Source organism: uncultured Eubacterium sp. (genome assembly GCF_934525195.1).
In the GTDB taxonomy this organism is placed as follows: Bacteria; Bacillota; Clostridia; order Oscillospirales; family Acutalibacteraceae; genus Eubacterium_R.
Map to the genome: position 1 here is coordinate 104,630 of NZ_CAKSZA010000002.1, position 22,120 is coordinate 126,749.

A 22,120-nucleotide genomic window follows, 5' to 3' on the forward strand; every position below is an offset into this window, starting at 1 on the left:
AATATGTTAAATTGCGATTGCTACAACCGTAATGTTATCGTTTCCGCCGTTTTTGTTTGCCCTTTTTACCAATCTGTCGGCAAACGCATAATACTGACCGTCCTTGATGTCCTCAGCCATTTCTGCATTGTTCACACAATTGCTGAGTCCGTCGGTACACAAAACAAGGGTTTCGTTTTCGTGCATTTCGACCTCTGAAAAATCAACATCAATTCTTTTGTCAACGCCAAGCGCTCTTGTGATTACATTCTTATTTGGATGGTGCTCGGCTTCTTCTTTGGTTATTTCTCCTCTGTCAACGAGGTTTTGAACAAGGCTGTGGTCAACTGTGATTTGCTCAACTCCGTCATCGTTGACGATATACGCTCTGCTGTCGCCTGCGTGGGCAATATGCGCAACATTGTCACGCACTACAACTGCGACAACTGTTGTACCCATACCTGTTAAATCAGGTCTTGAGTACGCCATATCATATACTTCGATATTGGCGGCGGTTATAGCGGAATCAAGAAGATTTTTGATTGAAGAATCACGCATTTTTTCATTGTACGAGGAAGTAATTTTATCGCTGATAACCTTGACAGCGAGTGCGGAAGCAATATTTCCGCCTGCGGCTCCTCCCATTCCGTCACAAACAACAGCCCATGCAACTTCTCCCGGAAGTTCACCGACTGCATATGCGTCTTGATTGTTTTCTCTGACTAAGCCTTTGTCTGTTTTAGCAACTATTTTCATATGTTACCACCTTCGTTCTTCTTGCGTCTGAGCTGTCCGCAAGAGGCGTTTATGTCCGAACCGAGCGTTCTTCTTATTGTAGCATTTATTCCGAGCGAATACAAGGTTTCGCAGAAATTTTTAATTGATTTATCTGTTGAGCGAACATTTCCTCGTTCCTCAACATCATTAACGGGAATCAAATTGACATGACAAAGAATTCCTTTAAGCTTTTCTGCAAGTTCGTGAGCACATTCTGTCGTATCGTTCACACCGTTTATAAGTGTGTATTCAAACGATACTCGTCTGCCTGTAACATCTGCATAATTCTTGCACGCTTTTATTGCTTCATCGACACCCCATTTGTCATTTACAGGCATCATTGTTGAACGAATCTTGTCATTCGGTGCGTGAAGCGAAAGTGTTAAAGTAATAGGAATGTTCTCATTTGCCAAATCGTACATTTTCGGCACAACACCGCAGGTTGAAAGAGTTATGTCACGCATTGAGATATTCAAGCCCTTGTCATTATTGACTGTACGGATAAATCTTATAACATTGTCATAATTATCAAGCGGTTCGCCTATACCCATAAGTACGATGTGTGAAATTCGAATGTTCAAATCTTTTTGTGCGGTATGAAGCTGTGATTCCATCTCGGCAGGGAGCAAATTTCGCTTAAATCCGGCAAGAGTTGAAGCACAGAATTTGCAACCCATTTTGCAACCAACCTGTGAAGAAATACAGATTGTGTAGCCGTATTTATACTTCATAATTACAGCTTCGACATATTCCCCATCGTATAATCTGAAAAGATATTTTACTGTATCATCGATTTTAGAAACATATTTATCTTCGATTTCAACGGTTGGTATAAAATAATTTTGCCTTAGCTTTTCTCTCAAATCTTTTGAGAGATTAGTCATTTCGTCAAAAGAATTGACGCCCTTTTCATGTAACCACGAATAGATCTGCCTTGTTCTGAATTTAGGCAGACCTATTGAAATAATTTCGTTATTCAGTTCTTCAAAAGTAAGTGATTTTATGTCAGTCATTTGTCTTTTTCATTATTGCATAGAAAAATCCGTCGCCACCATTTTCGCTTGGAAAAACGGTGACTTCATCTATAAGTTTAAAATTATTGTTATCGTTTAAAAATCTTTCAACAACTTTTTCGTTTTCTTTTTTATTAAGTGTGCAGGTGGAATAAATAATTCTGCCGTTATTTTTTAAATATTTTGACGATGTGCTCAAAATATCATATTGAATTTGTGGCAACTCTTTTATATCATCAAGATTTTTGTATCTTATCTCAGGTTTTCTTCTTATAATTCCAAAGCCGCTGCACGGAACATCGCAAAGAATTTTATCGGCAACAGGCATTTCGGCATTGTAAACAAGTGCGTCATTAATGCTCGCCGATATATTGTTTAATTCAAGCCTTTGTGCAGATTTTTTTATCAGTTCAACTCTATGTTCGTGCAAGTCAAAAGCATATACCGTTGCTCCGCTTTGAGCCATAGTAAAAGTCTTACCGCCCGGAGCGGCGCATATATCAAGAACGATGTCATCCTCTTTGCAATCAAGTGCCTTTGCACAGGAATATGAACTGTAATCCTCAATGTAAAACAATCCGTCCTTAAAAGCCTTTATATTGCTTAAATCAAAAGATGAATTGATTTTGACAACATCGCCATATATTTCACATTCAACGCCGTTATCTAAAAGTTCATACTGAAGTTCGCCCTCGTCAACAAACTTTCTGTTTGGAATTGCGAAAACAGGCGGTCTGTTATTGATTGCTTGAAGTGTGGCAATTGTTTTTTCCTCTCCGTACATCTTTTTCCACATATTAATAAGATGAGGTGGGCAGGAATACTTGATGCTCAAATCATCCGTTGCTTCAAGTTCGGATTTACATTCTATTATTTTATGTAATACAGCATTAATCAGCTTTTTATAATATGAAAGACCGATTAAATCCGCTATTTCAACTGTTTCAAACACAGCCACGGCATTTGGCACTTTATCCATAAACAAAATCTGATAAGCACCGATATAAAGTAGGATTTTAACCTTTGGTTTTGCCTTTGAAGTTAAATGCTTGTCGATAAAATAATCAAGTGTGAGTTTTCGTTCAACAACACCGTAAACAAGTCTTGAAGTGAATCCCCTATCCTTGCCGTCAACATCCGTAAGTCCTTTGTCAATGGCAATGTTTGAATATGCTCCGTTTTTTAGAATGTCATATAATATGTCAAATGATGCGAGTCTGCTGTTCTTCATCGTCTGTTTCCACCGTTAACCACAAGTAAAAGTCTGAAAATAGTTGCAATGGCAGAAGCTAATGCCGCAACATAAGTCAAGGCTGCGGCTGTTAGCACTTTCTTTGCACCAAAATACTCCGAGTCTGTCATAAAGTGATTTGATTCGATTGTTTCAAGTGCTCTTTTGCTTGCGTTAAATTCAACAGGCAATGTGATAAGCTGGAACAAAGCAACAAAGAAATAAAGTATAATGCCGATATATGCAACTGCTTCGGAACGAATGAGCATACCGATCAAGCAAAGCGGAATACCGAGAGATGAACCGATATTAGTTGCAGGAATGACAAAGTTTCTTATTTTAAGCGGGAAATATCCCTCTGCGTGTTGGCAAGCGTGACCTGCTTCATGGCAAGCAACACCGATTGCCGCAATTGAACGGGAGTCGAATACATCCTCGCTCAGGCAAATTTCTTTGGTTCGTGGGTCATAATAATCTGTAAGAGTGCCGGCAACCTTTTTAATTTTTACATCATTGATGCCGTTAAGTTGTAAAAGTCGCCAAGCGGCGTCAGCACCGGTCATCCCTGAACGGCTGATAACCTGCGAGTATCTGCGAAAGTTCTTTTTAACAGATGATTGGCAAATTAATGCAAAGATGAAAACAGGAACCATAATAAAGCCTGTCATATAATACATCATATAATATCCCATAAAATACTACTCTCCTAAAATTGTGCCGATTTCAATATTGTTGCCTTGCAAGAATGATTTTGAGTCCATTCTCTTTTTTCCGTCAAGCTGAAGCTCGAGAATTTCAAGGCAATGTCCGTCACCGCAGCAAATAACGAGTTTGTTTTTATTATCTACAATTTGACCCGCTTTATTTGCAGTGATGTCTGTATGAACGGTTTTGTGAATTTTTAAGCCTTTAGTATTAACTGTTGTTGTGGCAACAGGCCAAGTTTGCAAGCCTCTGACCTGATTGTGGATTTTATCTGCCGAATTGCTCCAGTCAATATTACACATAGATTTGTTAATCATTGATGCGTATTGACATTCAATATCAGCTTGTTTTGTGGCAACGGCAGAGCCGTCTTTTATCATATCGAGAGTTTTAACAAGAGCTCTTGCTCCGATTACAGACAATCTGTCAAAAAGTTCTGCACTTGTTTCGTTTTCGCCGATTTCGGTCTTTTCAACATAGAATACATCGCCTGTATCAAGTCCCTCGTCCATTTGCATAATAGAAACGCCTGTTTCCTTGTCGCCGTTGAGAACAGCCCATTGAATAGGAGCAGCACCTCTGTAAAGCGGCAAGATTGAAGCGTGAACATTTATGCAACCCAAAGGTGCAATTTCGAGTATCTCTTTTGGCAAAATTTTGCCGTAAGCAACAACGATAATTACATCGGGAGCAAGTTCTGTTAAAATTTCAACAGCGTTTGAGCCTTTGATTTTTTCAGGCTGATACACAGGAATGTTATGCTTTTGAGCACAAACTTTTACCTCCGGCGGAGTCAAAATCTGCTTTCTGCCGACAGGTTTGTCCGGTTGTGTAAAAACAGCAACAACATCGTGTTTTGCGTCTATTAAGCTTTCAAGACAAGGTACTGCAAAATCGGGAGTACCCATAAATACAATTTTCATCAGCCTTCCAACTTTCCGATAACTTTTGATACGAATAATATTCCCTCAAGGTGGTCAAGCTCGTGGCAGAAGCATCGTGCTTTGAGTTCTTCACCTGTGTAGACATGCCATTGACCTGTTCTGTCTTGTGCCTTAACCTGAACTTTTGCAGGGCGCTTGCAAACACCGTATTTACCCGGAACAGACAAACAACCCTCTGTTTCCATTTGTTCGCCCTCTGACATAGTGATTTCAGGGTTAACAAGTTCGATTGGTCCGTCGCCGCAGTCGATAACAACAACTCTTTTGAGCATTCCTACCTGCGGAGCGGCAAGTCCGACACCGTTAGCTTCATACATTGTATCAAACATATCATCAATAAGCGTTGACAATTTTTCATCAAAATTTTCTATTTTTCTGCATTTTTTAGTTAAAACAGGGTCGCCTATTTCAACAATTCTTCTTAAAGCCATAATATTCCCTCTTTTTATGATATATCCGGTGGGTTTAAGCTAATACTAATGCTTACCTTGGAATATAACTTATCTTTGTTAACATCTTTTAAGATTTTTGTTATCATTTGGCGAATTCTTTGTGAATTTTTACACTTAATTGCCAAACGGTATCTGTATGTATTATTAATTTTTGAAATTTTTGCTTGAGTTGGACCTAAAACGACAAGTTTTATATCCTTGTATTCATTACTGTTATATTCAACAAGACGGTCGAAAAACGCCTTTGAACAAAGTGCGACTGTATTTTCGTTTTCACCCGTAAATGTTGCTGAATAAATATCGCAAAACGGCGGATAAATCATCAACTTGCGAAGCATAATTTCGTTATTATAAAAACCGATATAATCCTGATTTGAAGCAAAATCAATCGTTTCGTTTTGCGGATTAACGGTTTGAATAATCGCCGTTCCCGAACTGTCACGCCTGCCTGCTCTGCCGACAACCTGCGTGATTAGGTCAAAAGAACGCTCGCTTGCCGTGTAGTTTTGGTCATAAAGCGAATTATCGGCATTGACAACTCCGACAAGGGTCACATCCTCAAAGTCAAGACCTTTCGCCACCATTTGAGTGCCGATTAATATGTTATATTCCTTGTTTCCGAATTGTTCAAGCAGTTTTTCGTGCGAAAATTTTGCCGTTGTTGTGTCGGCGTCCATTCTCAATATTTTTGCATCGGGAAGCAATGCTTGAAGTTCCTCTTCAATTCTTTGGGTGCCAAAACCGCTGTATCTGACAGCATCACTACCACATTCAGGGCAGATATTGTCAATTTTTTTTGTATAACCGCAGTAATGACACACGAGCCTGTTGTTATAGCTGTGATATGTCAAAGAAATTGAGCAGTTAGGACAAGTTATAACATGTCCGCATTCGTTGCAAGCAATAAAAGTATTGTAACCTCTGCGATTAATCAGCAAAATAGCTTGCTTGCCGTTATTGATTGTTTTTGTCAAATGCTGAAGAAGTATTGATGAAATAGGGCTTTTGTTGCCGTTTCTCATCTCGTTTTTCATATCAACAGTAATTACATTCGGCAAAACAGCGTTTCCGTATCTTTGCGTTACAGTTGAAAGAACATATTTTCCGTTCAATGCGTTGCTGTATGTTTCAATAGACGGAGTGGCGGAGCTCATAAGAAAATAAGCCTTATTGTACCCTGCCCTGAATTTTGCAACATCTTTTGCGTTATATCGAGGAGTACGCTCGGATTTGTAGGTTTGTTCCTGCTCCTCGTCCATAACGATGAGTCCGAGATTATGAACAGGGGCAAATATCGCCGACCTTGTGCCTACAACAATCTTTGCAATACCTCTGTCAATTCGTTTGTATTCATCATTTCTCTCGCCAAGTGACAAACCGCTGTGAATAACTGCAACCTTATCTCCGTATCTTCTGTGAAATATAGAAAGCGTTTGCGGAGTAAGTGCAATTTCGGGAACAAGAACGATTACATCTTTGCCGTCATCAATTACATCATCAATCAGTTTAAGATATATCTGGGTTTTTCCGCTTCCCGTTACACCGAAAAGAAGCCCCGTTTTGCCGGAGCCAAGCATATTCTTGTTTTTTAAATACGCCTCTTGTTGTTCGTCGGAAAGCAAAATTTCGCTATTATCAGCAATTTCTTTGTTTTCATACGGATTGCGATAAACTTCTTTTGAATAAAATTCAACAATTCCGCTTTTCTCCAAGTTTTTGAGAACAGAAATACCAACGCCACAAAATTCACAAATTTCATTTGCTCCTGCCGAACCGATATCTAAAAGCAAATCACATACTGTTTTTTGTTTTTTAGTAATCTTTGAAAGTTCTATTTCGTCATCAACAAGAAGTCTTACCATTCGCTCCGACTTGCCTTTTAGTGTTCCGTATTTTCTCGGCAACATCTGTTTTAAGCAATCATAAGTTGTACAAAAGCATCTTTCTTTAAGCCAGACAGCGAGTTTTACAAGTTCGTCATCCAAAAGTTTTTCATAAACACTTTTTATTTCTTTAAGACCGCTTAATTCGTTTGTTTCGGTTTCTGCAAGTTCAACGATAATGCCGTCTCTTGTTTTGTCACCTCTGCCAAACGGAACAGAAACTTTTGAACCGATTTTTGCGTTTTCTGCCAAACTTATCGGCACGATGTAGCTATAATCGGTATCAAAGCTGAAAAAGGTATTGTCAACAGCAACAGTTGCAACAACTGTTTTCATTATTTAGATTTGATTTCAGATGGTTCTTCGATAACATACTTGCCGTCCCAAATTTCCTCAATAGCGGTAGAAACGGTCTTTTCGTCAAGAATGGTGTTGTTTTCGATAGCCTCATCTCTGATTTCTCTTGCTCTTTTTGCAGTGCCTACAACAAGGCTGTATCTGCTGTTTACATTATTTAACATTTTCTTTAAATCCGGATTGAACATTTACTTAATCTCCTTACTGTTAAGAGTTAACAACTCTTTGTTAATTATATTGTTTATAGTTTTCACACATTCGTCCAAATCGTCATTTACCACCGTATATTTATAAAGCGGAGCCATATCGATTTCCCTTTGTGCAATTTTCATACGATTTTTTACATCCTCAATGTCATTGGTTGAGCGATTTATAAGTCGTTTTTCAAGGACCTCAAGGCTTGGAGGCAACAAGAAAATTGAAACTGCGTCGGGGCGAACCTTCAAAATGCTTTGAGCGCCCTGAACATCAATAATCAAGAAGCATATTTTGCCATCATTAATTGCTTTTTCAACACCTGAAATCGGTGTACCGTAATAGCAATTATTGTATCTTGCGTATTCGAGCAATTCGTCATTTACGACCATAAGCTGAAAATCGGACTCTGACTTGAAGTAATAATTTACTCCTTCAACTTCGCCCTCTCTCGGCTTACGAGTGGTTGCAGAAACCGATTCCACAACATCACTGCGCAATTTTTTTATTGCTTGAAATACAGTATCTTTTCCGCATCCGCTTGGTGCAGATAGGATTACAAGTAAGCCTTTGTTATTCGTCATTTTGCACCTCCACACCAAAGCGCACGGCAATTTGTTTTAAATCCATATAGCTCAAAACAACATTGTCGCTGTCGGTAATTATTATACTCATAGTTTTTCTGCCGTGAGTAGCGTCTATCAGCGTTCCGTCCTCTTTGCCCTTTTGCACAAGTCGCTTTGCAGGTGCACTTTCGGGTGAAATAACGGAAATAACTCTATCGGCATTGATTAAATTTCCAAATCCTATGTTAACTAAATTCATTTGTATCTCCGATAGTCAATTACTCGATATTTTGAATTTGCTCTCTGATTTTTTCAACCTCTGCTTTGATGTCTACAACCTTGCGTGCAATGTCAACATCGTTTGCCTTTGAACCGATTGTATTGGTTTCACGGTTGATTTCCTGAACCAAGAAATCCATTTTTCTGCCAACAGGTTCATCGGATGAAATAAATGTATTCAGTTGTTCGATGTGGGAACGAAGTCTGACTGTTTCTTCTGCAACGGCAACCTTGTCGGCATAAACGGCAACTTCTTGCATAATTCTGCTTTCATCAAGCGAAACATCACCTAAAAGCTCGTGAACTCTCTCAACAAGTTTGTCGTTGTATTCCTTGACGGTTTGCGGAGAACGCTCCTCGATGTATGATACGCAATCCAAAATGAATTGACCTCTTGAATAGATGTCGTCTTTCATTTTTGAACCTTCAACTTCTCTCATAGCAACGAATTTGTCAATTGCTTCAGAACAAACTTCCTGAACATATGCCCAAAGTTTTTCTTCGTCCTCGTCAGATTTTCTGACAACAAGAACTTCAGGAAAACGAGAAATTGTTGAAGCGCCGAAATCGTCTTTAAGTTCATATGTTTCGGCAATTTCTTTGAGCGCATCAACATAAGCGGCAGCCAAAGTGTGATTAACAACAACATCTGCTGTATCGGTGTTCAACGCTTCGATAGTAACATAACATTCAATCTTGCCACGAGAAACCTTGCCGTTAATATATGATTTTAGTTTTTCATCAAGAAAGCCGTACTGACGAGGAACTCTTGACGAAAACTCGAAATATCTGTGATTTACAGACTTTAGTTCAACGGTGATTACATAACCGTCAATTTCTTTTTGGGCTCTGCCGAACCCTGTCATAGATTTTAACATAATACTCCCCTTTATTTATATTAAAAATATTATAGTTACTGCAATATTAAGAGTCAACATTTTGTTAACAGTTTGTTTACAAATTTAACGATTTGTTTACAATATAAAAACGGCACAATCAAATTGTACCGTTTTCTGAATCGTATTGAGTTATTTTATTGTTGAACAGGTTTAGTGCTTGGAGCGGTTGACGGTTGAGTAGACGGTTGAGTTGTTGTTTCGTCTTTAGCCATCAAGCCTGTATATCCCTGATGAACAATGTTTGTGTTTTCATCATAAAAACCCATATCAAGCAATATAGGCAAAACATTGTTGTTGAGAAAATTTGAATCAGCATTTTCATCAATAATTGTATATGCTGTTGTTGACTTGTCAACATATCTCAAAGCGTCTTGAAGTCCCTGAATACCGTCAACTTCTTGTGCATCAACAAAGATATATGTTCCCTTTACAACGATAGTCCCCGCATAGGCTTGTTCAAGCGAAGTAGTTGTTTCGGTTGTAGACTCTTTTGTTGGCTTTTCTGCATTTTTATTGCCAAAGGTAATATTACCCGTGAAATAAAGCGCACAAAAAACACCTGCCAAAATAACAATAATCAAAAGAATTATCGGAAACTTGCTTGATTTCTTATCAGGGTCTTTTTTAAATCTGTGCCTTTCAATAGTAGGTTTCTTTTCTTCTTCAATATGAGTTTCGTTCATATCGACATTGATTCCGCCGTCATAATATGAGGCGTCTGTTTTTTTATGAACAACAAGAGGCGGGTCGAGCTGAACGTCTTTTATCTCATCTTTGAAATCGTCACTCATAATTATTCTCCTAATTCAGCAACATATTTCTCAATCTTGTTAACGATTGCAGTAATTTTTTCGTCGTTGTCAACAGGCAAGAACGGACTTCTCGGAACGCCTGCATTCACACCGAATCTTTGAGAAATAACATTCTTTGCTGCACCGTAAAGTGACGGCAACTTGAGTAAATCAAAAATAACATCATTGATTTTGAACTGCAAAGCCTTAGCTTCTTCAATTCTGTTTTCATTAATCAACTTATCAAGTGCAACAAAAAGTTCCGGCATAGTACCGTAAGTACCGCCGATACCGGCGTTTGCACCCATAAGTCTGCCGCCGAGCATTTGCTCGTCCGAACCGTTAAATATGATGAAGTCATCACCTGCAACAGTTCTGTATCTTTCCATATTGTAAACAGGTTCTTCGGAGTTTTTGATACCGATAACCTTTGGATTTTTAGCCATTCTCTCGAACAAATCAAGTGGAAGATTAAAAGATGTAAGCTGTGGAATATTGTAAATAATGAATGGCAAATTTGTTGAATCAATAATTCCGTTCCAGTGTTTTTCAACACTTGCAGGAGAAAGATGATAATAAACAGACGGAACAGCAGAAACTGCGTCTACGCCTACTTTTTCAGCGTGCTGCGCAAGCTTTATGCTTTCCTTTGTTCCGGCACATCCAACATGAACAATAATTGTAAAGTCGTCTGATGCAACTTCTTTAACCGCTTCAACAACTTGCATTCTTTCTTCTGTTGAAAGCAAGAAACCCTCACCTGTTGAACCGCATACATATACGCCTTTTACACCTTTTGACTCATAAACCTTAACAAGCTTTTGAATTTCGCTAACATTTATTTCGTCATTTTCATCGTAAATTGTATTAAGAGCTACGAAAATTCCTTTAAACTTTTCTAAATTCTTCATATTTCATCACCACAAAGATAATAGCATAAAAAAGAATACTTTTCAATATTAATATTGAATTTTAATACTTTAATTGATATAATCAAAATATGGATATTAAAAATGAAACACTAAACAAAATAAAAGGCGGTCTTATCGTTTCTTGTCAAGCGTTAAAGACTGAGCCGCTTTACGACTCTTACATTATGTCCAAAATGGCATATGCAGCTATGCTCGGTGGTGCTGTTGGTATCAGAGCAAATACAATAGTTGATATTTTGGCAATCAGAGAAAGAGTTGACTTGCCTATTATCGGCATTATTAAAGAGGAGTACCCGGACAGCGATGTTTATATTACTCCGACAATGAAAGAAATTGACGCACTTGTTGAAATCGGATGTGATATCATTGCAACCGATGCAACAAACAGAACTCGTCCTAACGGTAAATCGTTTGAAGAATTCTTCAAGGAAGTTCGTGCAAAGTACCCTGACCAACTCTTTATGGCTGATACATCTTGTTTTGAAGAAGGTAAATTGGCTGCCGAGCTTGGATTTGACTTGATTGGCACAACAATGGCAGGCTACACACCTTATACGAAAGGCAGAAAACTTCCTGATTGTGAGCTTATCGAAAGATATTCTAAGGAACTTGACAAGCCTGTAATTGCCGAGGGTGGTATTTGGTCTCCCGACGACCTTAAAGCTGTATACAAAGCAGGTGCGTTCAGCGCTGTTTGCGGAACTGCAATCACACGACCGATGGATATTACAAAACGATTTGTAAAAGCTTTGGAGGACTGATATGAGAATATTATGTTTCGATATTGGCGGTACATTTATAAAATACGCTTTGTGTAACGAGAAATTCCAGCTTTCCGAAAAACAAAAAATGCCTACCAATGCAAAGGAAGGCGGACAAGCAATAATTCAAAGAATTATTGAAGTAATTGAAAGTTATGACAATATTGACAGAGTTGCAATTTCAACCGCCGGTCAGGTAGACAGCAAGAACGGAATTGTTGTTTATTCAACCGATAATATTCCTTATTATACAGGAATGATGGTTAAAAGCATTATTGAAAATAAGACTGGCATTTTGACATACGTTGAAAATGATGTTAACGCTGTTGCTTTGGGCGAAGCACGATTTGGTGCTGCAAAGGGATATTCTGATTTTATTAGCCTTGCTCTCGGTACGGGTATCGGCGGAGCGATATATCTTAATAATAAGTTATACACAGGTTCAACTTCTGCCGCAGGAGAACTCGGTCATATGATTACCCACGCAGGCGGTAAGCAATGTACTTGCGGCGGCGAGGGCTGTTTTGAGTGTTATGCTTCGGCAAATGCTTTGATTAATGCAGTTAACAAGATTTCTGATGAACCACTTGACGCTTTTCAAATTTTTGAAAAAGAAAATATGTCAAAGCCTGAAATCAGGTCGGAAATTGACAAATGGATTGACGAAATCATTCTTGGTTTGATGAACATCATTTATATATTTAACCCACCTTTGATTGTTATCGGCGGCGGAATTATGAATGAAGATTACATCATTGAGTTGATTGATAGAAAAATCTACAACAGACTTATGGAAAACTTCCGTAATGTCAAGATTGAAAGAACAAAACTCGGCGGAGATTCGGCACTTTTGGGAGTTGCATACGAAGCATCAAAATTATAATGTTTTAAATTTGGGGAGTGAAAACATCACTTCCCTTTTTTAGTTAATTATTTTTTATACAACCGAAAGAACATTTATATATACAACAAAGCTCTCGACTTTGAAAGCCGAGAGCCATTTATTTTTATTTAATTTTTATTTGTACATCGGACCGTACCTCAAATCAAATTAATTTGAAATTTCTTAGCCCATTGGAATTTACCTCTTTATCTTGGAATTAAAATCTAAAAAGATAATACTCAGTACATTGGAGTTTACCTCACAATAAATTTGTTTGAATTTTAAGAGCCATCTACTCTGACTATCTGCAGGATGATAATCTTATATATCCTTACTATTCACTTTTTTCGACACCTACAAGTATTAAACCCAACCCTGCAATAACTAATTAATATCTCATAAGACGCTCAATCGGTTATTAATTCCGTTTTAATAATCTCGATTGAAAAAGTTCCGTTATCTATTGGGATACTGTATAGGTGGCTGGTGTATCAATCTGAAGTTTCATATCTCCAGCCTCCTTTCGATTATCGAACTATCCTTAAGTTCAACTAAATAATAGCATACCTTTTGGTAATTGTCAATAGTTTTTTTGAAAAAAATATAAAAAATATGTAAAATGTTACAAATGAATGTTCCCTATTGACTAATTTATATATTAATATTATAATAAGAGCAGAAATGAGGTGTAATTATGGAAAACGAAGAAATTTATGAACCTGATCTTCTCTCTGTCACAGACGAAGACGGAAACGAAATCGTGTTTGAACTTCTTGAAAGATACGAAACAGATGATGATGTTTATGTTGCTATTACAGAATATCACGACACAGCTGAAGAAATCGTTGACGCCGATTATGAAGTAATTATTCTTAAAGTTGTTGAAGACGAAAACGGCGACGAATTTCTTGAGGAAATTCAGGACGAAATGGAATACGAGCAAATTTCCGATATTCTTATGGCTAAGGTTGAAGAAAAATTCGATGTAGAATATTTTGAGCCTGAACAGTAATAATTGGATTGTTATTACATAAATTAATATTGTCTGCGCATCACGACAACCTATCGCCTAAATAACCCGAACAATTTTTATATTTAGGGAACCAGACTCCGATTTATGGGAATGCAGACCTCCCTGCTTTTGCAGGACGCTGGGAGCACAAAATTTATTGGGTGGTGCCCACCTGCCTTTAACAGCAGGTTATATTCGGCATAGGCGGATGTGTGGATGTTTTATAAACTCAAGTTTTATACTTGAGTTTATTCTTTTGCCCACAAATAAAAAAACGGATAGGTTTCCCTATCCGTAAAAAATATGTATTTTTAAAATATGGATTATTCACCCTTCATTTCGAGGAGCTTTGCCTTACCTTCAAATGATGCCTTTGAAAGTGCGATAGAATCAAAGATAGCTGATTCGATATCGTCAGGAGTACAACCAAGTTCCTTGGTGTCATCTGTTGGGATGAAGAGGTTCATACCCATAATGTCAGCAAGTCCTACAGGGTCGATACCTGCATCTACATTTCTCTTAGCATAGTCTTTTCTCATAACAAGACCAAAAGCCTGGAATGTCCATTTTGGAACGTCAACAATCTTTCTGTCAGGAATACCGTCCATAGCTCTGTAAACAATCTTGAGGAATTCTCTCCAAGTAAGGTTGTAGCAAGAAATACCGTAAGCTCTTGCGCCCTTAACTTGCTCAGCAGCACCTACAATAGCTTCACCAACCTGGCGAACTGTAAGCATTGCTGTACCTCCCTTTGGATACATTGTGAATGGCATCTTTTCAAATCTTTGAAGTTGTTCAATAAGGATAACCCAAACAGGTCTTCTGCCAGGCTGTGTACCAAAGATATATGGAAGTTCAAGAACAGCTACGCCCATATCGTCGTCAGCATACTTGAAAGCAACATTCTCTTGGTCGATTCTTGAACGGATGTATGGGTGCTTTTCGCAAAGCTTCATATCAGGACGATCCTTTGCAAGCCAAGCAAAATATGAGCCAAGAACTACGCAACGCTTAACGCCACACTTCTTTGCCATAGCAAGACATCTGTCAACAGGGTCAATATTGAACTTCTTATAAGCATCATAAACAGGAGCCGGGAATTCAACTCTTTCGTCTACACCTGCAGCGTAAACAAAAGCATCAACGCCTGTCATAGCCTTTTCAAGTTCTTCATCAGTGAGTTCAAGGAAGTTACCGAATTCAATTTCCATTTCCTCTGGAATTGGAGCACCTTCCGGAAGAGGAGGAAGAGCAATAGTCTTTACCTTGTGTCCTCTGTCAATAAAAATTTGTGCAGCTGCCGAGCCAAGAAGTCCGGTACCGCCGAAAATCAATACGTTCATAATACCCTCCCGTATCTAAAATTATTTTAACGTTATTTATTCTACTACAAAATTTTCCATTCGTCAATAAAAAAAGTTAATAAATTGTTTATTTTTTTGTGAAATATATATAGAAGCGTAATCTTTTGCATTGATATAACCATCTCGATTGATATCTAAATAAGGACTGAAGCCGTAAACAGATGATGTTGCATTGTATAATTCCATAAATATGTCAAGTTTATCAAGACGGTTATAGTTATATTTGTCGTCTAATAGTGCGTAATAAAGAGTGCCGTCTATTTCGCCTAACCCCATATTGCGATTAGAAAAGGTTTTAAATTCATTTTCTTTGTTTGTCAACAAATCGTAGTAATACAGATGTGATGAAGTGCTGTTTGATGCCGTAAAATATAAAACATTACCTATTTTTACTAAATATGCATAAGGCGAAGATATGCCCGAAGAATATTTTGAATACATACTTTTGTATATATTTTTATTTATAATTGATGTGTTGCCGTTTTTATCTCTTTTTATGATATTTATCTTAAAACTTTCTGCATCAAGGTCGAGATAATAATAATCCCCTTTATATGAATAGATGTTAGAAATATAATTGTCCCAAAAAGCATTATCGTATGTAGTGTCGGTACATTCAATGCCATCGGGATATATTATATCTTCGTGGTTTTTATTGGTTTCAAAATCATATTGACTTTTTAAAAAATAATTATGAGCAAATTTACTCATATTGTTTTTATCAGTTTCGCAATACGTAGAGTCATCCCAAGTTAAATCAACATTGTACCATTTGTTGTTGATACAAATTGCATTCCAAGCGTGGCTCATTTTGTCTGAAATAACATATCTGCAAGGAATGTTCAACTTATTCATAACAGCTGAATATATAAGAGTGTATCCTGCACATACGATTTTTCTGTCTTTAACAAAACCGTAGGCAGAGTGATAAATGTCTTTGTCATTTGTACATTCATTTTTATCATTAAATATCAACGTCGGATAAATAGCAAGGCTACATATATAATCATGAACAGTTAATGCTTTTTGTAAATCTGTCATTGTGTCATCTGTTTTTGAAATAATACGAGTTATTTCATTATCAAAATCAGTTTTTGCAGATAAGATTTCTTCCTTAGACATTGTGTATCCCGGAAAAACAGAAACAACGAGATAAGGCGTATTTTGGTTATAATTGAAATTGATATTGCTTGATACATAAAACAATTCAGGATGATTATTTATAACATTTGAATAGATAATTGGAAATTCAACTAAAAATTGTTCTAATGAAAATTCAAATTTTGCAATATTAAAAGAATTGTTACATTCTATAAGATTTTTGTAAATTAGATTTTCGATTTCAGTTACTGTGTTTGAGTCAAGAGAAACAGAGTTAACGCTTGTGTCAGCATAAGAGTAATCCCCTTCTTGAATGAGATGAGCTTTTGAATTATATGATTTGACATTACCATAAACTGCAATAGGAAAAGAAACGGTTATAATAACTACTAAAGATAAAACTAAACATATAATTTTTTTCAAAATAATCATCTCCAATCAATAAATTTATCTGTTTATTACATAATACATAAAAAACAGCACTCCGTCAAGAGTGCTGTTAATGTTTTGTTATTATACAGGATGAACTTTTGTTTCGATGTTATCGTGTTTTCCGTCAAGTCCGTATTTTCTATCTCTTCTCTTTTCAAAGAATTTAACGGCAACTTGACCAAACTGAGCATAAGACAATACATCTTCTTCCTGCTCGTAATATTCAGAAATCTCGCTTTTGAACTGCTCGATTGTATCATTAAGTAAATCAGCAGGACGACAAGTAATGATTTCATCATCACCAACAATTTTCTTTTGAAATTCAGGATCAATCTTACATGGGGTGGCACCGTACTTTCCGGCAACCAAATCCTTAAATTCCTTTGTAACCATCTTGTATCTTTCGCCCATAATAACATTGAATACAGCCTGTGTACCAACGATTTGAGATGATGGGGTTACAAGTGGCGGATAACCTGCATCTTTACGAACACGAGGTACTTCTGCGAGAACTTCCTCAAGTTGGTCTTCTTTAGCGGCTTGTTTAAGTTGACTGTTGAGATTAGAGAGCATACCACCCGGCACTTGATAAAGAAGTGTGTTTGCATCAACGCCAAGCATCTTAGGGTCAAGGAGTCCATTGTCAAGATACTTTTGACGAAGCGGTGCAAAGAAATCTCTGACTTCGCTTAATGCCTTGAGGTCGAGTTCTGTGTCATATTCTGTACCCTTGAGTGCAGCAACCATTGATTCTGTTGCAGGGTGAGAAGTTCCCATTGCAAGCGGCGACATTGCTGTGTCAATTACATCAACTCCTGCTTCGATACCTTTGAGAAGAACCATTGAAGCGAGACCCGAAGTGTAGTGAGTGTGAAGTTGAATCGGAATTTTAACGGTTTCCTTAAGAGCCTTAACCAAATCGTAAGTTCCGTAAGGAGTTAAAAGACCCGCCATATCCTTAATGCAGATTGATGATGCACCTGCGTTTTCAAGCTGTTTAGCATAGTGACAATAGTAGTCAACATCAAAAACAGGACCTGTTGTGTATGAAATAGCAGCTTGAACATGTCCGCCGTATTTATTTGCCGCATTGATTGCTGTTTCAAGGTTGCGAACATCATTAAGTGCGTCAAAAATACGAAGAATATCAATACCGTTATCAATACTTTTCTTAACAAAATAATCTACAACTTCGTCGCTGTAATGACGATAGCCGAGCATATTTTGACCTCTGAAAAGCATTTGAAGCTTTGTTTCAGGACATTTTTTTCTGATAGTACGGAGTCTTTCCCATGGGTCTTCATCAAGGAAACGGAGGCAAGCATCAAATGTTGCACCGCCCCAACATTCCAAAGAATGATAACCGATTTTATCCATTTGAGGAAGAATATCAACAAATTCTTCTGTTCTCATACGAGTTGCAATCAAAGACTGATGTGCATCACGTAAAACAGTTTCTGTAATTCCTATTTTAGCCATAGTGCACCTCTTATGCCAATGTGATGATTGTTTGACCTGCTTCTACAGTGTCGCCCTTGTTTACATTGATTGAAGCAACTGTGCCGTCCTGAGGAGCAACAATTTCATTTTCCATTTTCATTGCTTCAAGGATAACAAGCACCTGACCCGCCTTTACAGAAGCGCCGTTTGAAACCTTAACATCAAGAATGTTGCCCGGCATAGGAGCATCAACCTTTACGCTGCCGGCAGCTGCAGGAGCAGCTTTCGGTGCGGCTTGTGGTGCAGGAGCAGCAGGTGCTGCGGCCGGAGCAGAAACTGAAGCAACAGGAGCAGATGCAGAAGCACCGCCCTCTTCAACTGTTACATTGTATGGTATACCGTTAACTGTAATTGTATAATTTTTCATTTTTATGTCCTCCGATTATTTAACAGAATGTTTTCTTGGAACAGTAGTTTCTCTCTTGTTCATAAGCATATCAAGATATTGAGAAACCTTATTTCTTGTTTCTTCAGGTGCAAACACATCATCAACCGCACCGCAAGCAGCCGCTGTGTATACTGAACCTACAGTTTGCTTGTATTCATCTTCAAGTTTGGCTCTGTCCTCACCGTTTGCAAGTCTGTCGTTATACAAGAATGCAACGCCTGCTTCAACATCAAGAGGAGAAGCCACAGCATTTTCCCACGCCAAAGTTGCATCGGCATTTGCGCCTTTACCTGCAAGAATGATATATGATGCACCGATTGCCTGTCCTGTAATCAAACTGATTTTTGGGCATGTTGCACTTGCATATGCAGTTGTAAGCTTTGTAGCGGCAATAAGCATTTGAGCATCATTGCCTTTTGTGAGTCCTGTTGAATTTGCAATAGTGATAACAGGAATGTTGAATGCATCGCAAAGTTTTATCATTGCTTCTGCTTTATATGAACAATTTGGGCAAATTTCGTCATTGTCGAAAGCAACGATACCGACAGTTGAGCCATCAACTGTGCCAAGTTTTGTAATAACATGCTTGCCGTATTCAGCTTTGAATTCAACAGAAAGAGTTGAATCAAGAATAGAATCAACAATATTTTCAACAGAACAGCCTTCTGTTGCAGAAACAGTTGGTGCGGAATATTCAAAATCAACCATTGGTGCACTGTAAAGATTGTTCTTTGGAAGCATACAAATAACTTTTTTTGCATCTAAAATAGCGGAATCAACATCATCACATAAAATATCAACGGTTCCTGCCTGAGCACTTTCTGCAACTGTTATTTCGTTTGGAGCTGTGATATAAAAATCACTGTTCTTGCTTGCGATGACTACATCAGCTAAATTTGCAATAAGGGCTGAAGTTCCGAGGCAAGCACCTGCAACAACGCTGACTTGTGGAACAACACCTGAAAGCATAGTCGCAAACTTTACAACTTCACCAAAAGCATTAAGAACTTCAAAGCCTTGTGTAAGCTGAACACCGTTTGAATCATAAATGCCGACAATACCGCATCCTGTCTTTTTTGCCAAAGAAAAAACTTTTAATAATTTTGAGCATTGCGCAACCGTAACAGCACCGCCGTTTATTTCGCTGTCCTGCGCAAAAGCATAACATTCGGTACCGTTTACATATCCGTAACCGGCAACGACCTCAACCTCGCCGTTTTCACCTTTTGTGAATGGCTCAATTTCAGTAAAAATGCCGTCATCAAAAAGAGTAGCAAGTCGCTGAAGTGCAACGCTCTCTTTGTTTGAATTACCCATTTTTTATCCTCCTTGAGAACTTAATAATCCATTTTGATTACAAAATCACCAAAATGACCTATTATTGATTTTAACACCTTTTACTTATAATATCAATATAAAAATTAAAAAAGACAGAGAAATCTCTGCCTTTTATATCAGTTTTCGTTATGTCCTGCCGAACGAAGCAATTTTTTAACGTCCTGTTCGGATAATTCTCTGTAATCACCCTGTTTAAGCATACCGAGTTTAATCGGACCGATAGAAATTCTTTTAAGTCTTGCGACTTCCAATCCTTGACTTTCGCACATTTTTCTGATTTGGCGGTTTCTGCCCTCGTGAAGAATAAACTCAAGAACAACTCTGTTCTCCTGTTCCGTCAAAACAGTAACCTCGCAAGGTGCTGTCATTCTGCCGTCAATTTCGATACCGTTGCGAAGATTGTAAAGAATATCGTCATTAACAGACGGTCTTACGGTAACACGATATACCTTTGCGTATTCGTGTGACGGATGAGTCATACAGTTTGTGAACGAACCGTCATTTGTCAAAAGCAAAAGTCCCTCACTATCTTTGTCGAGTCTGCCGACGGGATAAATTCTGCAACCAAAATCAGGAAGCAAATCCATAACGGTTTTTCTGCCGAGCTCATCAGATACGGTTGTTACATATCCACGAGGTTTGTTGAGCATAACATAAACCATTTTGCGTTTTTTTACATTAGTTAGTTTTTGCTTGCCGACAGTAACCAAATCCTTGCGTGGATTGATTTTCATACCGATTTCAGCAACGTGTCCGTTTACTTTAACTTTGCCTGCTCGGATTAAATCTTCGCTTTTTCTACGGGAGGCAACTCCCTGCTCTGCCATAAATTTTTGAAGTCTTACTTCGTTGTTGTTTGCCATACTTTTACACTTTCCGGAGCTATAATATCTACAGTCCTAATTAATTTATTGTTTGAAAAAATTTCCATTTTGCCGACTTTTGTATTTTTCAATATCGGAGCGTACAAAATAGGATAATAATAAAGCTTAAAGCTTAATTTGTCAAGATATGAAACATCAAAAGATGCTGTGCATAGGATTTTTTTCTTATTTGAGCCTACACAGTCAATTTCTATTCCTTGTGTTTTTGAAAGTATTTGATACTTCCCTTTTGCATATTCAAGAAGTTTTTTATGGTCGTTCCAATCATCACAATCATTTAATGTAACAATAATTATTATACTGCCTTTGTAATCATATGCACTGACAAGACATCTGCCGGATTTTTTTGTGAATCCTGTTTTAACGCCGATACAATCTTCTGTTTGATATAAAAGTTTATTATGATTGTAAATTATCTGCGGTTTGTCATTAATTTTTATTTCAGCTTTTTGAAGTTTGCAAATTTGCGAAAAAATATCATTATCAAGTGCATTAGAGGTCAAAACAGCCATATCATAAGCAGTTGAATAATGTTCTTTGCCGTCTAAGCCCGACGGTGTTTCAAAATGCGTGTTTGTCATTCCGAATTTTTGAGCATAATAGTTCATCAACTTAACAAACTGAGAAACAGAACCCGAAAGATAGACAGCAAGCGCATTTGCCGCATCATTGCCCGACGCAAGCATTGCGCCCTTTATCAAATCCGAAACGGTTATCTTATCCCCTGCTTTTAAATAAATAAGAGAACCCTCTGTTTTATCGAGCATAGAATTTGTGATTTCCACAACTTCATTTTGTTTCAGTCTTTCGCACGCAATAAGGCAAGTCATAATCTTTGTTGTTGAAGCCATCGAGCATTTGCAATCGCTTAATTTTTGATATAAAACGGTTGAGGTTGCTTTATCAATTACAACAGCCCTTTCAGCCGTGATGTTATCATTCTTGGCATATGCTGTAAAAGGCACAATCAAAGCGAATATACACAAAAAACATATAAATCTTTTATACAAAACAATCACCTACATAAATATATGCAGGTGATTTAATTTAATTAAAATTATTCTGCTGTTTCTTCAGTCTTTGACTCGTTTTTCTTCAATTCAGTAAGTTCGGCAAGCTTATCAACAAGCTCAGGAATCATTGCAATAGCTCTGTCAGCAGATGATGTGTAGTTGTTGATTTGCATAAGTCTAACCTTAGAATCCTGAATAACGATGAAAGCAACAGGAGTGATAGAAATACCGCCTCCGCCTGCACCGCCGAACAATTCCTTGTTTTGCTTTGAAGGAAGGTCTGTTCCGCCTGATGTGAAGCCATATGATACCTTTGATACAGGGATAAGAGTAGTATTACCCGTTACCATAGGCTCGCCGATAATAGTTGAAACATCAACCATTTCTCTCATCTTTTCAAGTGTTGATTCCATTATTTTGTTTACCGGAGTTTCTTTCATA

At 37.7% G+C, this 22,120-nt stretch carries 24 protein-coding genes and 1 other RNA gene; 4 read left to right on the forward strand and 21 right to left on the reverse strand.

Annotated features, from left to right (window positions below):
• Nucleotides 1–6: 6 nt before the first annotated feature.
• The 13 genes from Q0E03_RS02530 to Q0E03_RS02590 form a co-directional block, all read right to left on the reverse strand.
• Entirely contained in the window at nt 7–735 is a 729-nt protein-coding gene (locus tag Q0E03_RS02530) for a Stp1/IreP family PP2C-type Ser/Thr phosphatase (RefSeq protein WP_294835195.1), read from the reverse strand.
• Nucleotides 732–1,769, reverse strand: coding sequence for a 23S rRNA (adenine(2503)-C(2))-methyltransferase RlmN (rlmN, locus tag Q0E03_RS02535; protein WP_297129170.1), 1,038 nt, complete (start codon nt 1,767–1,769; stop codon nt 732–734). Before rlmN ends, Q0E03_RS02530 begins: the two co-directional genes overlap by 4 nt.
• Complete coding sequence (gene rsmB, locus Q0E03_RS02540; RefSeq protein WP_297129174.1) at nt 1,762–3,000, reverse strand: 16S rRNA (cytosine(967)-C(5))-methyltransferase RsmB; 1,239 nt, start codon at nt 2,998–3,000, stop codon at nt 1,762–1,764. Before rsmB ends, rlmN begins: the two co-directional genes overlap by 8 nt.
• Nucleotides 2,997–3,692 carry a zinc metallopeptidase gene (locus tag Q0E03_RS02545; protein ID WP_297129177.1) on the reverse strand — a complete coding sequence of 232 codons (696 nt, stop codon included), beginning with the start codon at nt 3,690–3,692 and terminating at the stop codon, nt 2,997–2,999. Before Q0E03_RS02545 ends, rsmB begins: the two co-directional genes overlap by 4 nt.
• A gap of 6 nt (nt 3,693–3,698) precedes the next feature.
• Nucleotides 3,699–4,628 carry a methionyl-tRNA formyltransferase gene (fmt, locus tag Q0E03_RS02550; protein ID WP_297129180.1) on the reverse strand — a complete coding sequence of 310 codons (930 nt, stop codon included), beginning with the start codon at nt 4,626–4,628 and terminating at the stop codon, nt 3,699–3,701.
• Entirely contained in the window at nt 4,628–5,080 is a 453-nt protein-coding gene (def, locus tag Q0E03_RS02555) for a peptide deformylase (RefSeq protein WP_297129184.1), read from the reverse strand. Before def ends, fmt begins: the two co-directional genes overlap by 1 nt.
• 14 nt (nt 5,081–5,094) lie before the next feature.
• Entirely contained in the window at nt 5,095–7,320 is a 2,226-nt protein-coding gene (priA, locus tag Q0E03_RS02560; protein ID WP_297129186.1) for a primosomal protein N', read from the reverse strand.
• A complete protein-coding gene (gene rpoZ / locus Q0E03_RS02565) occupies nt 7,320–7,529 on the reverse strand; it encodes a DNA-directed RNA polymerase subunit omega (protein WP_294835212.1) in 210 nt (69 codons plus the stop codon). Before rpoZ ends, priA begins: the two co-directional genes overlap by 1 nt.
• Nucleotides 7,530–8,120 (reverse strand): guanylate kinase, encoded by a 591-nt coding sequence (gene gmk / locus Q0E03_RS02570; RefSeq protein ID WP_297129190.1) that lies wholly within the window; start codon nt 8,118–8,120, stop codon nt 7,530–7,532.
• Complete coding sequence (locus Q0E03_RS02575; RefSeq protein ID WP_078768449.1) at nt 8,110–8,361, reverse strand: DUF370 domain-containing protein; 252 nt, start codon at nt 8,359–8,361, stop codon at nt 8,110–8,112. Before Q0E03_RS02575 ends, gmk begins: the two co-directional genes overlap by 11 nt.
• 19 nt (nt 8,362–8,380) lie before the next feature.
• Nucleotides 8,381–9,259, reverse strand: a complete 879-nt coding sequence (locus Q0E03_RS02580; protein WP_297129194.1) for a YicC/YloC family endoribonuclease — start codon at nt 9,257–9,259, stop codon at nt 8,381–8,383.
• A 155-nt stretch (nt 9,260–9,414) separates the two neighbouring features.
• Nucleotides 9,415–10,071, reverse strand: coding sequence for a hypothetical protein (locus Q0E03_RS02585; protein WP_297129196.1), 657 nt, complete (start codon nt 10,069–10,071; stop codon nt 9,415–9,417).
• A gap of 2 nt (nt 10,072–10,073) precedes the next feature.
• Complete coding sequence (locus tag Q0E03_RS02590; protein WP_297129199.1) at nt 10,074–10,982, reverse strand: dihydrodipicolinate synthase family protein; 909 nt, start codon at nt 10,980–10,982, stop codon at nt 10,074–10,076.
• A gap of 89 nt (nt 10,983–11,071) precedes the next feature.
• On the opposite strand from Q0E03_RS02590, the gene Q0E03_RS02595 reads away from it, so the two are divergent.
• The 4 genes from Q0E03_RS02595 (at nt 11,072) to ssrS (ending at nt 13,882) form a co-directional block, all read left to right on the forward strand.
• Nucleotides 11,072–11,764 (forward strand): N-acetylmannosamine-6-phosphate 2-epimerase, encoded by a 693-nt coding sequence (locus tag Q0E03_RS02595; RefSeq protein WP_297129203.1) that lies wholly within the window; start codon nt 11,072–11,074, stop codon nt 11,762–11,764.
• 1 nt (nt 11,765) lies between these two features.
• A complete protein-coding gene (locus Q0E03_RS02600; RefSeq protein WP_297129206.1) occupies nt 11,766–12,647 on the forward strand; it encodes an ROK family protein in 882 nt (293 codons plus the stop codon).
• A gap of 694 nt (nt 12,648–13,341) precedes the next feature.
• Entirely contained in the window at nt 13,342–13,659 is a 318-nt protein-coding gene (locus Q0E03_RS02605; protein ID WP_078768443.1) for a DUF1292 domain-containing protein, read from the forward strand.
• A 27-nt stretch (nt 13,660–13,686) separates the two neighbouring features.
• Nucleotides 13,687–13,882, forward strand: a non-coding RNA gene (gene ssrS, locus Q0E03_RS02610) — 6S RNA.
• A 100-nt stretch (nt 13,883–13,982) separates the two neighbouring features.
• Here ssrS and Q0E03_RS02615 read toward each other — a convergent pair.
• From Q0E03_RS02615 to Q0E03_RS02650, 8 genes are all read right to left on the reverse strand, one after another.
• Nucleotides 13,983–15,002 (reverse strand): NAD(P)-dependent oxidoreductase, encoded by a 1,020-nt coding sequence (locus tag Q0E03_RS02615; RefSeq protein ID WP_297129209.1) that lies wholly within the window; start codon nt 15,000–15,002, stop codon nt 13,983–13,985.
• A gap of 63 nt (nt 15,003–15,065) precedes the next feature.
• Entirely contained in the window at nt 15,066–16,547 is a 1,482-nt protein-coding gene (locus Q0E03_RS02620) for a transglutaminase domain-containing protein (protein ID WP_297129212.1), read from the reverse strand.
• Nucleotides 16,548–16,637: 90 nt separating this feature from the next.
• Nucleotides 16,638–18,035 (reverse strand): oxaloacetate decarboxylase subunit alpha, encoded by a 1,398-nt coding sequence (locus tag Q0E03_RS02625; protein WP_297129214.1) that lies wholly within the window; start codon nt 18,033–18,035, stop codon nt 16,638–16,640.
• A 10-nt stretch (nt 18,036–18,045) separates the two neighbouring features.
• On the reverse strand, nt 18,046–18,423 hold the full coding sequence (locus Q0E03_RS02630; RefSeq protein ID WP_297129217.1) for a biotin/lipoyl-containing protein: 378 nt from the start codon (nt 18,421–18,423) through the stop codon (nt 18,046–18,048).
• Nucleotides 18,424–18,438: 15 nt separating this feature from the next.
• Nucleotides 18,439–19,761, reverse strand: coding sequence for a carboxyl transferase domain-containing protein (locus Q0E03_RS02635; protein WP_297129220.1), 1,323 nt, complete (start codon nt 19,759–19,761; stop codon nt 18,439–18,441).
• A gap of 137 nt (nt 19,762–19,898) precedes the next feature.
• The gene (locus Q0E03_RS02640; protein WP_297129223.1) at nt 19,899–20,645 is read right to left on the reverse strand and encodes a pseudouridine synthase; all 747 of its coding nucleotides are present in this window, start codon (nt 20,643–20,645) and stop codon (nt 19,899–19,901) included.
• The gene (locus Q0E03_RS02645; RefSeq protein WP_297129226.1) at nt 20,624–21,631 is read right to left on the reverse strand and encodes a D-alanyl-D-alanine carboxypeptidase family protein; all 1,008 of its coding nucleotides are present in this window, start codon (nt 21,629–21,631) and stop codon (nt 20,624–20,626) included. Before Q0E03_RS02645 ends, Q0E03_RS02640 begins: the two co-directional genes overlap by 22 nt.
• Before the next feature lie 92 nt (nt 21,632–21,723).
• A complete protein-coding gene (locus tag Q0E03_RS02650) occupies nt 21,724–22,119 on the reverse strand; it encodes a GerW family sporulation protein (RefSeq protein ID WP_294835275.1) in 396 nt (131 codons plus the stop codon).
• Nucleotide 22,120 lies beyond the last annotated feature (1 nt).

What these genes read in the sequence shown, in the direction of transcription:
- Q0E03_RS02530 (WP_294835195.1), bottom strand. Translation starts at nt 735, where the DNA reads ATGAAAATAGTTGCTAAAACAGACAAAGGCTTAGTCAGAGAAAACAAT.
- rlmN (WP_297129170.1), bottom strand. Translation starts at nt 1,769, where the DNA reads ATGACTGACATAAAATCACTTACTTTTGAAGAACTGAATAACGAAATT.
- rsmB (WP_297129174.1), bottom strand. Translation starts at nt 3,000, where the DNA reads ATGAAGAACAGCAGACTCGCATCATTTGACATATTATATGACATTCTA.
- Q0E03_RS02545 (WP_297129177.1), bottom strand. Translation starts at nt 3,692, where the DNA reads ATGGGATATTATATGATGTATTATATGACAGGCTTTATTATGGTTCCT.
- fmt (WP_297129180.1), bottom strand. Translation starts at nt 4,628, where the DNA reads ATGAAAATTGTATTTATGGGTACTCCCGATTTTGCAGTACCTTGTCTT.
- def (WP_297129184.1), bottom strand. Translation starts at nt 5,080, where the DNA reads ATGGCTTTAAGAAGAATTGTTGAAATAGGCGACCCTGTTTTAACTAAA.
- priA (WP_297129186.1), bottom strand. Translation starts at nt 7,320, where the DNA reads ATGAAAACAGTTGTTGCAACTGTTGCTGTTGACAATACCTTTTTCAGC.
- rpoZ (WP_294835212.1), bottom strand. Translation starts at nt 7,529, where the DNA reads ATGTTCAATCCGGATTTAAAGAAAATGTTAAATAATGTAAACAGCAGA.
- gmk (WP_297129190.1), bottom strand. Translation starts at nt 8,120, where the DNA reads ATGACGAATAACAAAGGCTTACTTGTAATCCTATCTGCACCAAGCGGA.
- Q0E03_RS02575 (WP_078768449.1), bottom strand. Translation starts at nt 8,361, where the DNA reads ATGAATTTAGTTAACATAGGATTTGGAAATTTAATCAATGCCGATAGA.
- Q0E03_RS02580 (WP_297129194.1), bottom strand. Translation starts at nt 9,259, where the DNA reads ATGTTAAAATCTATGACAGGGTTCGGCAGAGCCCAAAAAGAAATTGAC.
- Q0E03_RS02585 (WP_297129196.1), bottom strand. Translation starts at nt 10,071, where the DNA reads ATGAGTGACGATTTCAAAGATGAGATAAAAGACGTTCAGCTCGACCCG.
- Q0E03_RS02590 (WP_297129199.1), bottom strand. Translation starts at nt 10,982, where the DNA reads ATGAAGAATTTAGAAAAGTTTAAAGGAATTTTCGTAGCTCTTAATACA.
- Q0E03_RS02595 (WP_297129203.1), top strand. Translation starts at nt 11,072, where the DNA reads ATGGATATTAAAAATGAAACACTAAACAAAATAAAAGGCGGTCTTATC.
- Q0E03_RS02600 (WP_297129206.1), top strand. Translation starts at nt 11,766, where the DNA reads ATGAGAATATTATGTTTCGATATTGGCGGTACATTTATAAAATACGCT.
- Q0E03_RS02605 (WP_078768443.1), top strand. Translation starts at nt 13,342, where the DNA reads ATGGAAAACGAAGAAATTTATGAACCTGATCTTCTCTCTGTCACAGAC.
- Q0E03_RS02615 (WP_297129209.1), bottom strand. Translation starts at nt 15,002, where the DNA reads ATGAACGTATTGATTTTCGGCGGTACCGGACTTCTTGGCTCGGCAGCT.
- Q0E03_RS02625 (WP_297129214.1), bottom strand. Translation starts at nt 18,035, where the DNA reads ATGGCTAAAATAGGAATTACAGAAACTGTTTTACGTGATGCACATCAG.
- Q0E03_RS02630 (WP_297129217.1), bottom strand. Translation starts at nt 18,423, where the DNA reads ATGAAAAATTATACAATTACAGTTAACGGTATACCATACAATGTAACA.
- Q0E03_RS02635 (WP_297129220.1), bottom strand. Translation starts at nt 19,761, where the DNA reads ATGGGTAATTCAAACAAAGAGAGCGTTGCACTTCAGCGACTTGCTACT.
- Q0E03_RS02640 (WP_297129223.1), bottom strand. Translation starts at nt 20,645, where the DNA reads ATGGCAAACAACAACGAAGTAAGACTTCAAAAATTTATGGCAGAGCAG.
- Q0E03_RS02650 (WP_294835275.1), bottom strand. Translation starts at nt 22,119, where the DNA reads ATGAAAGAAACTCCGGTAAACAAAATAATGGAATCAACACTTGAAAAG.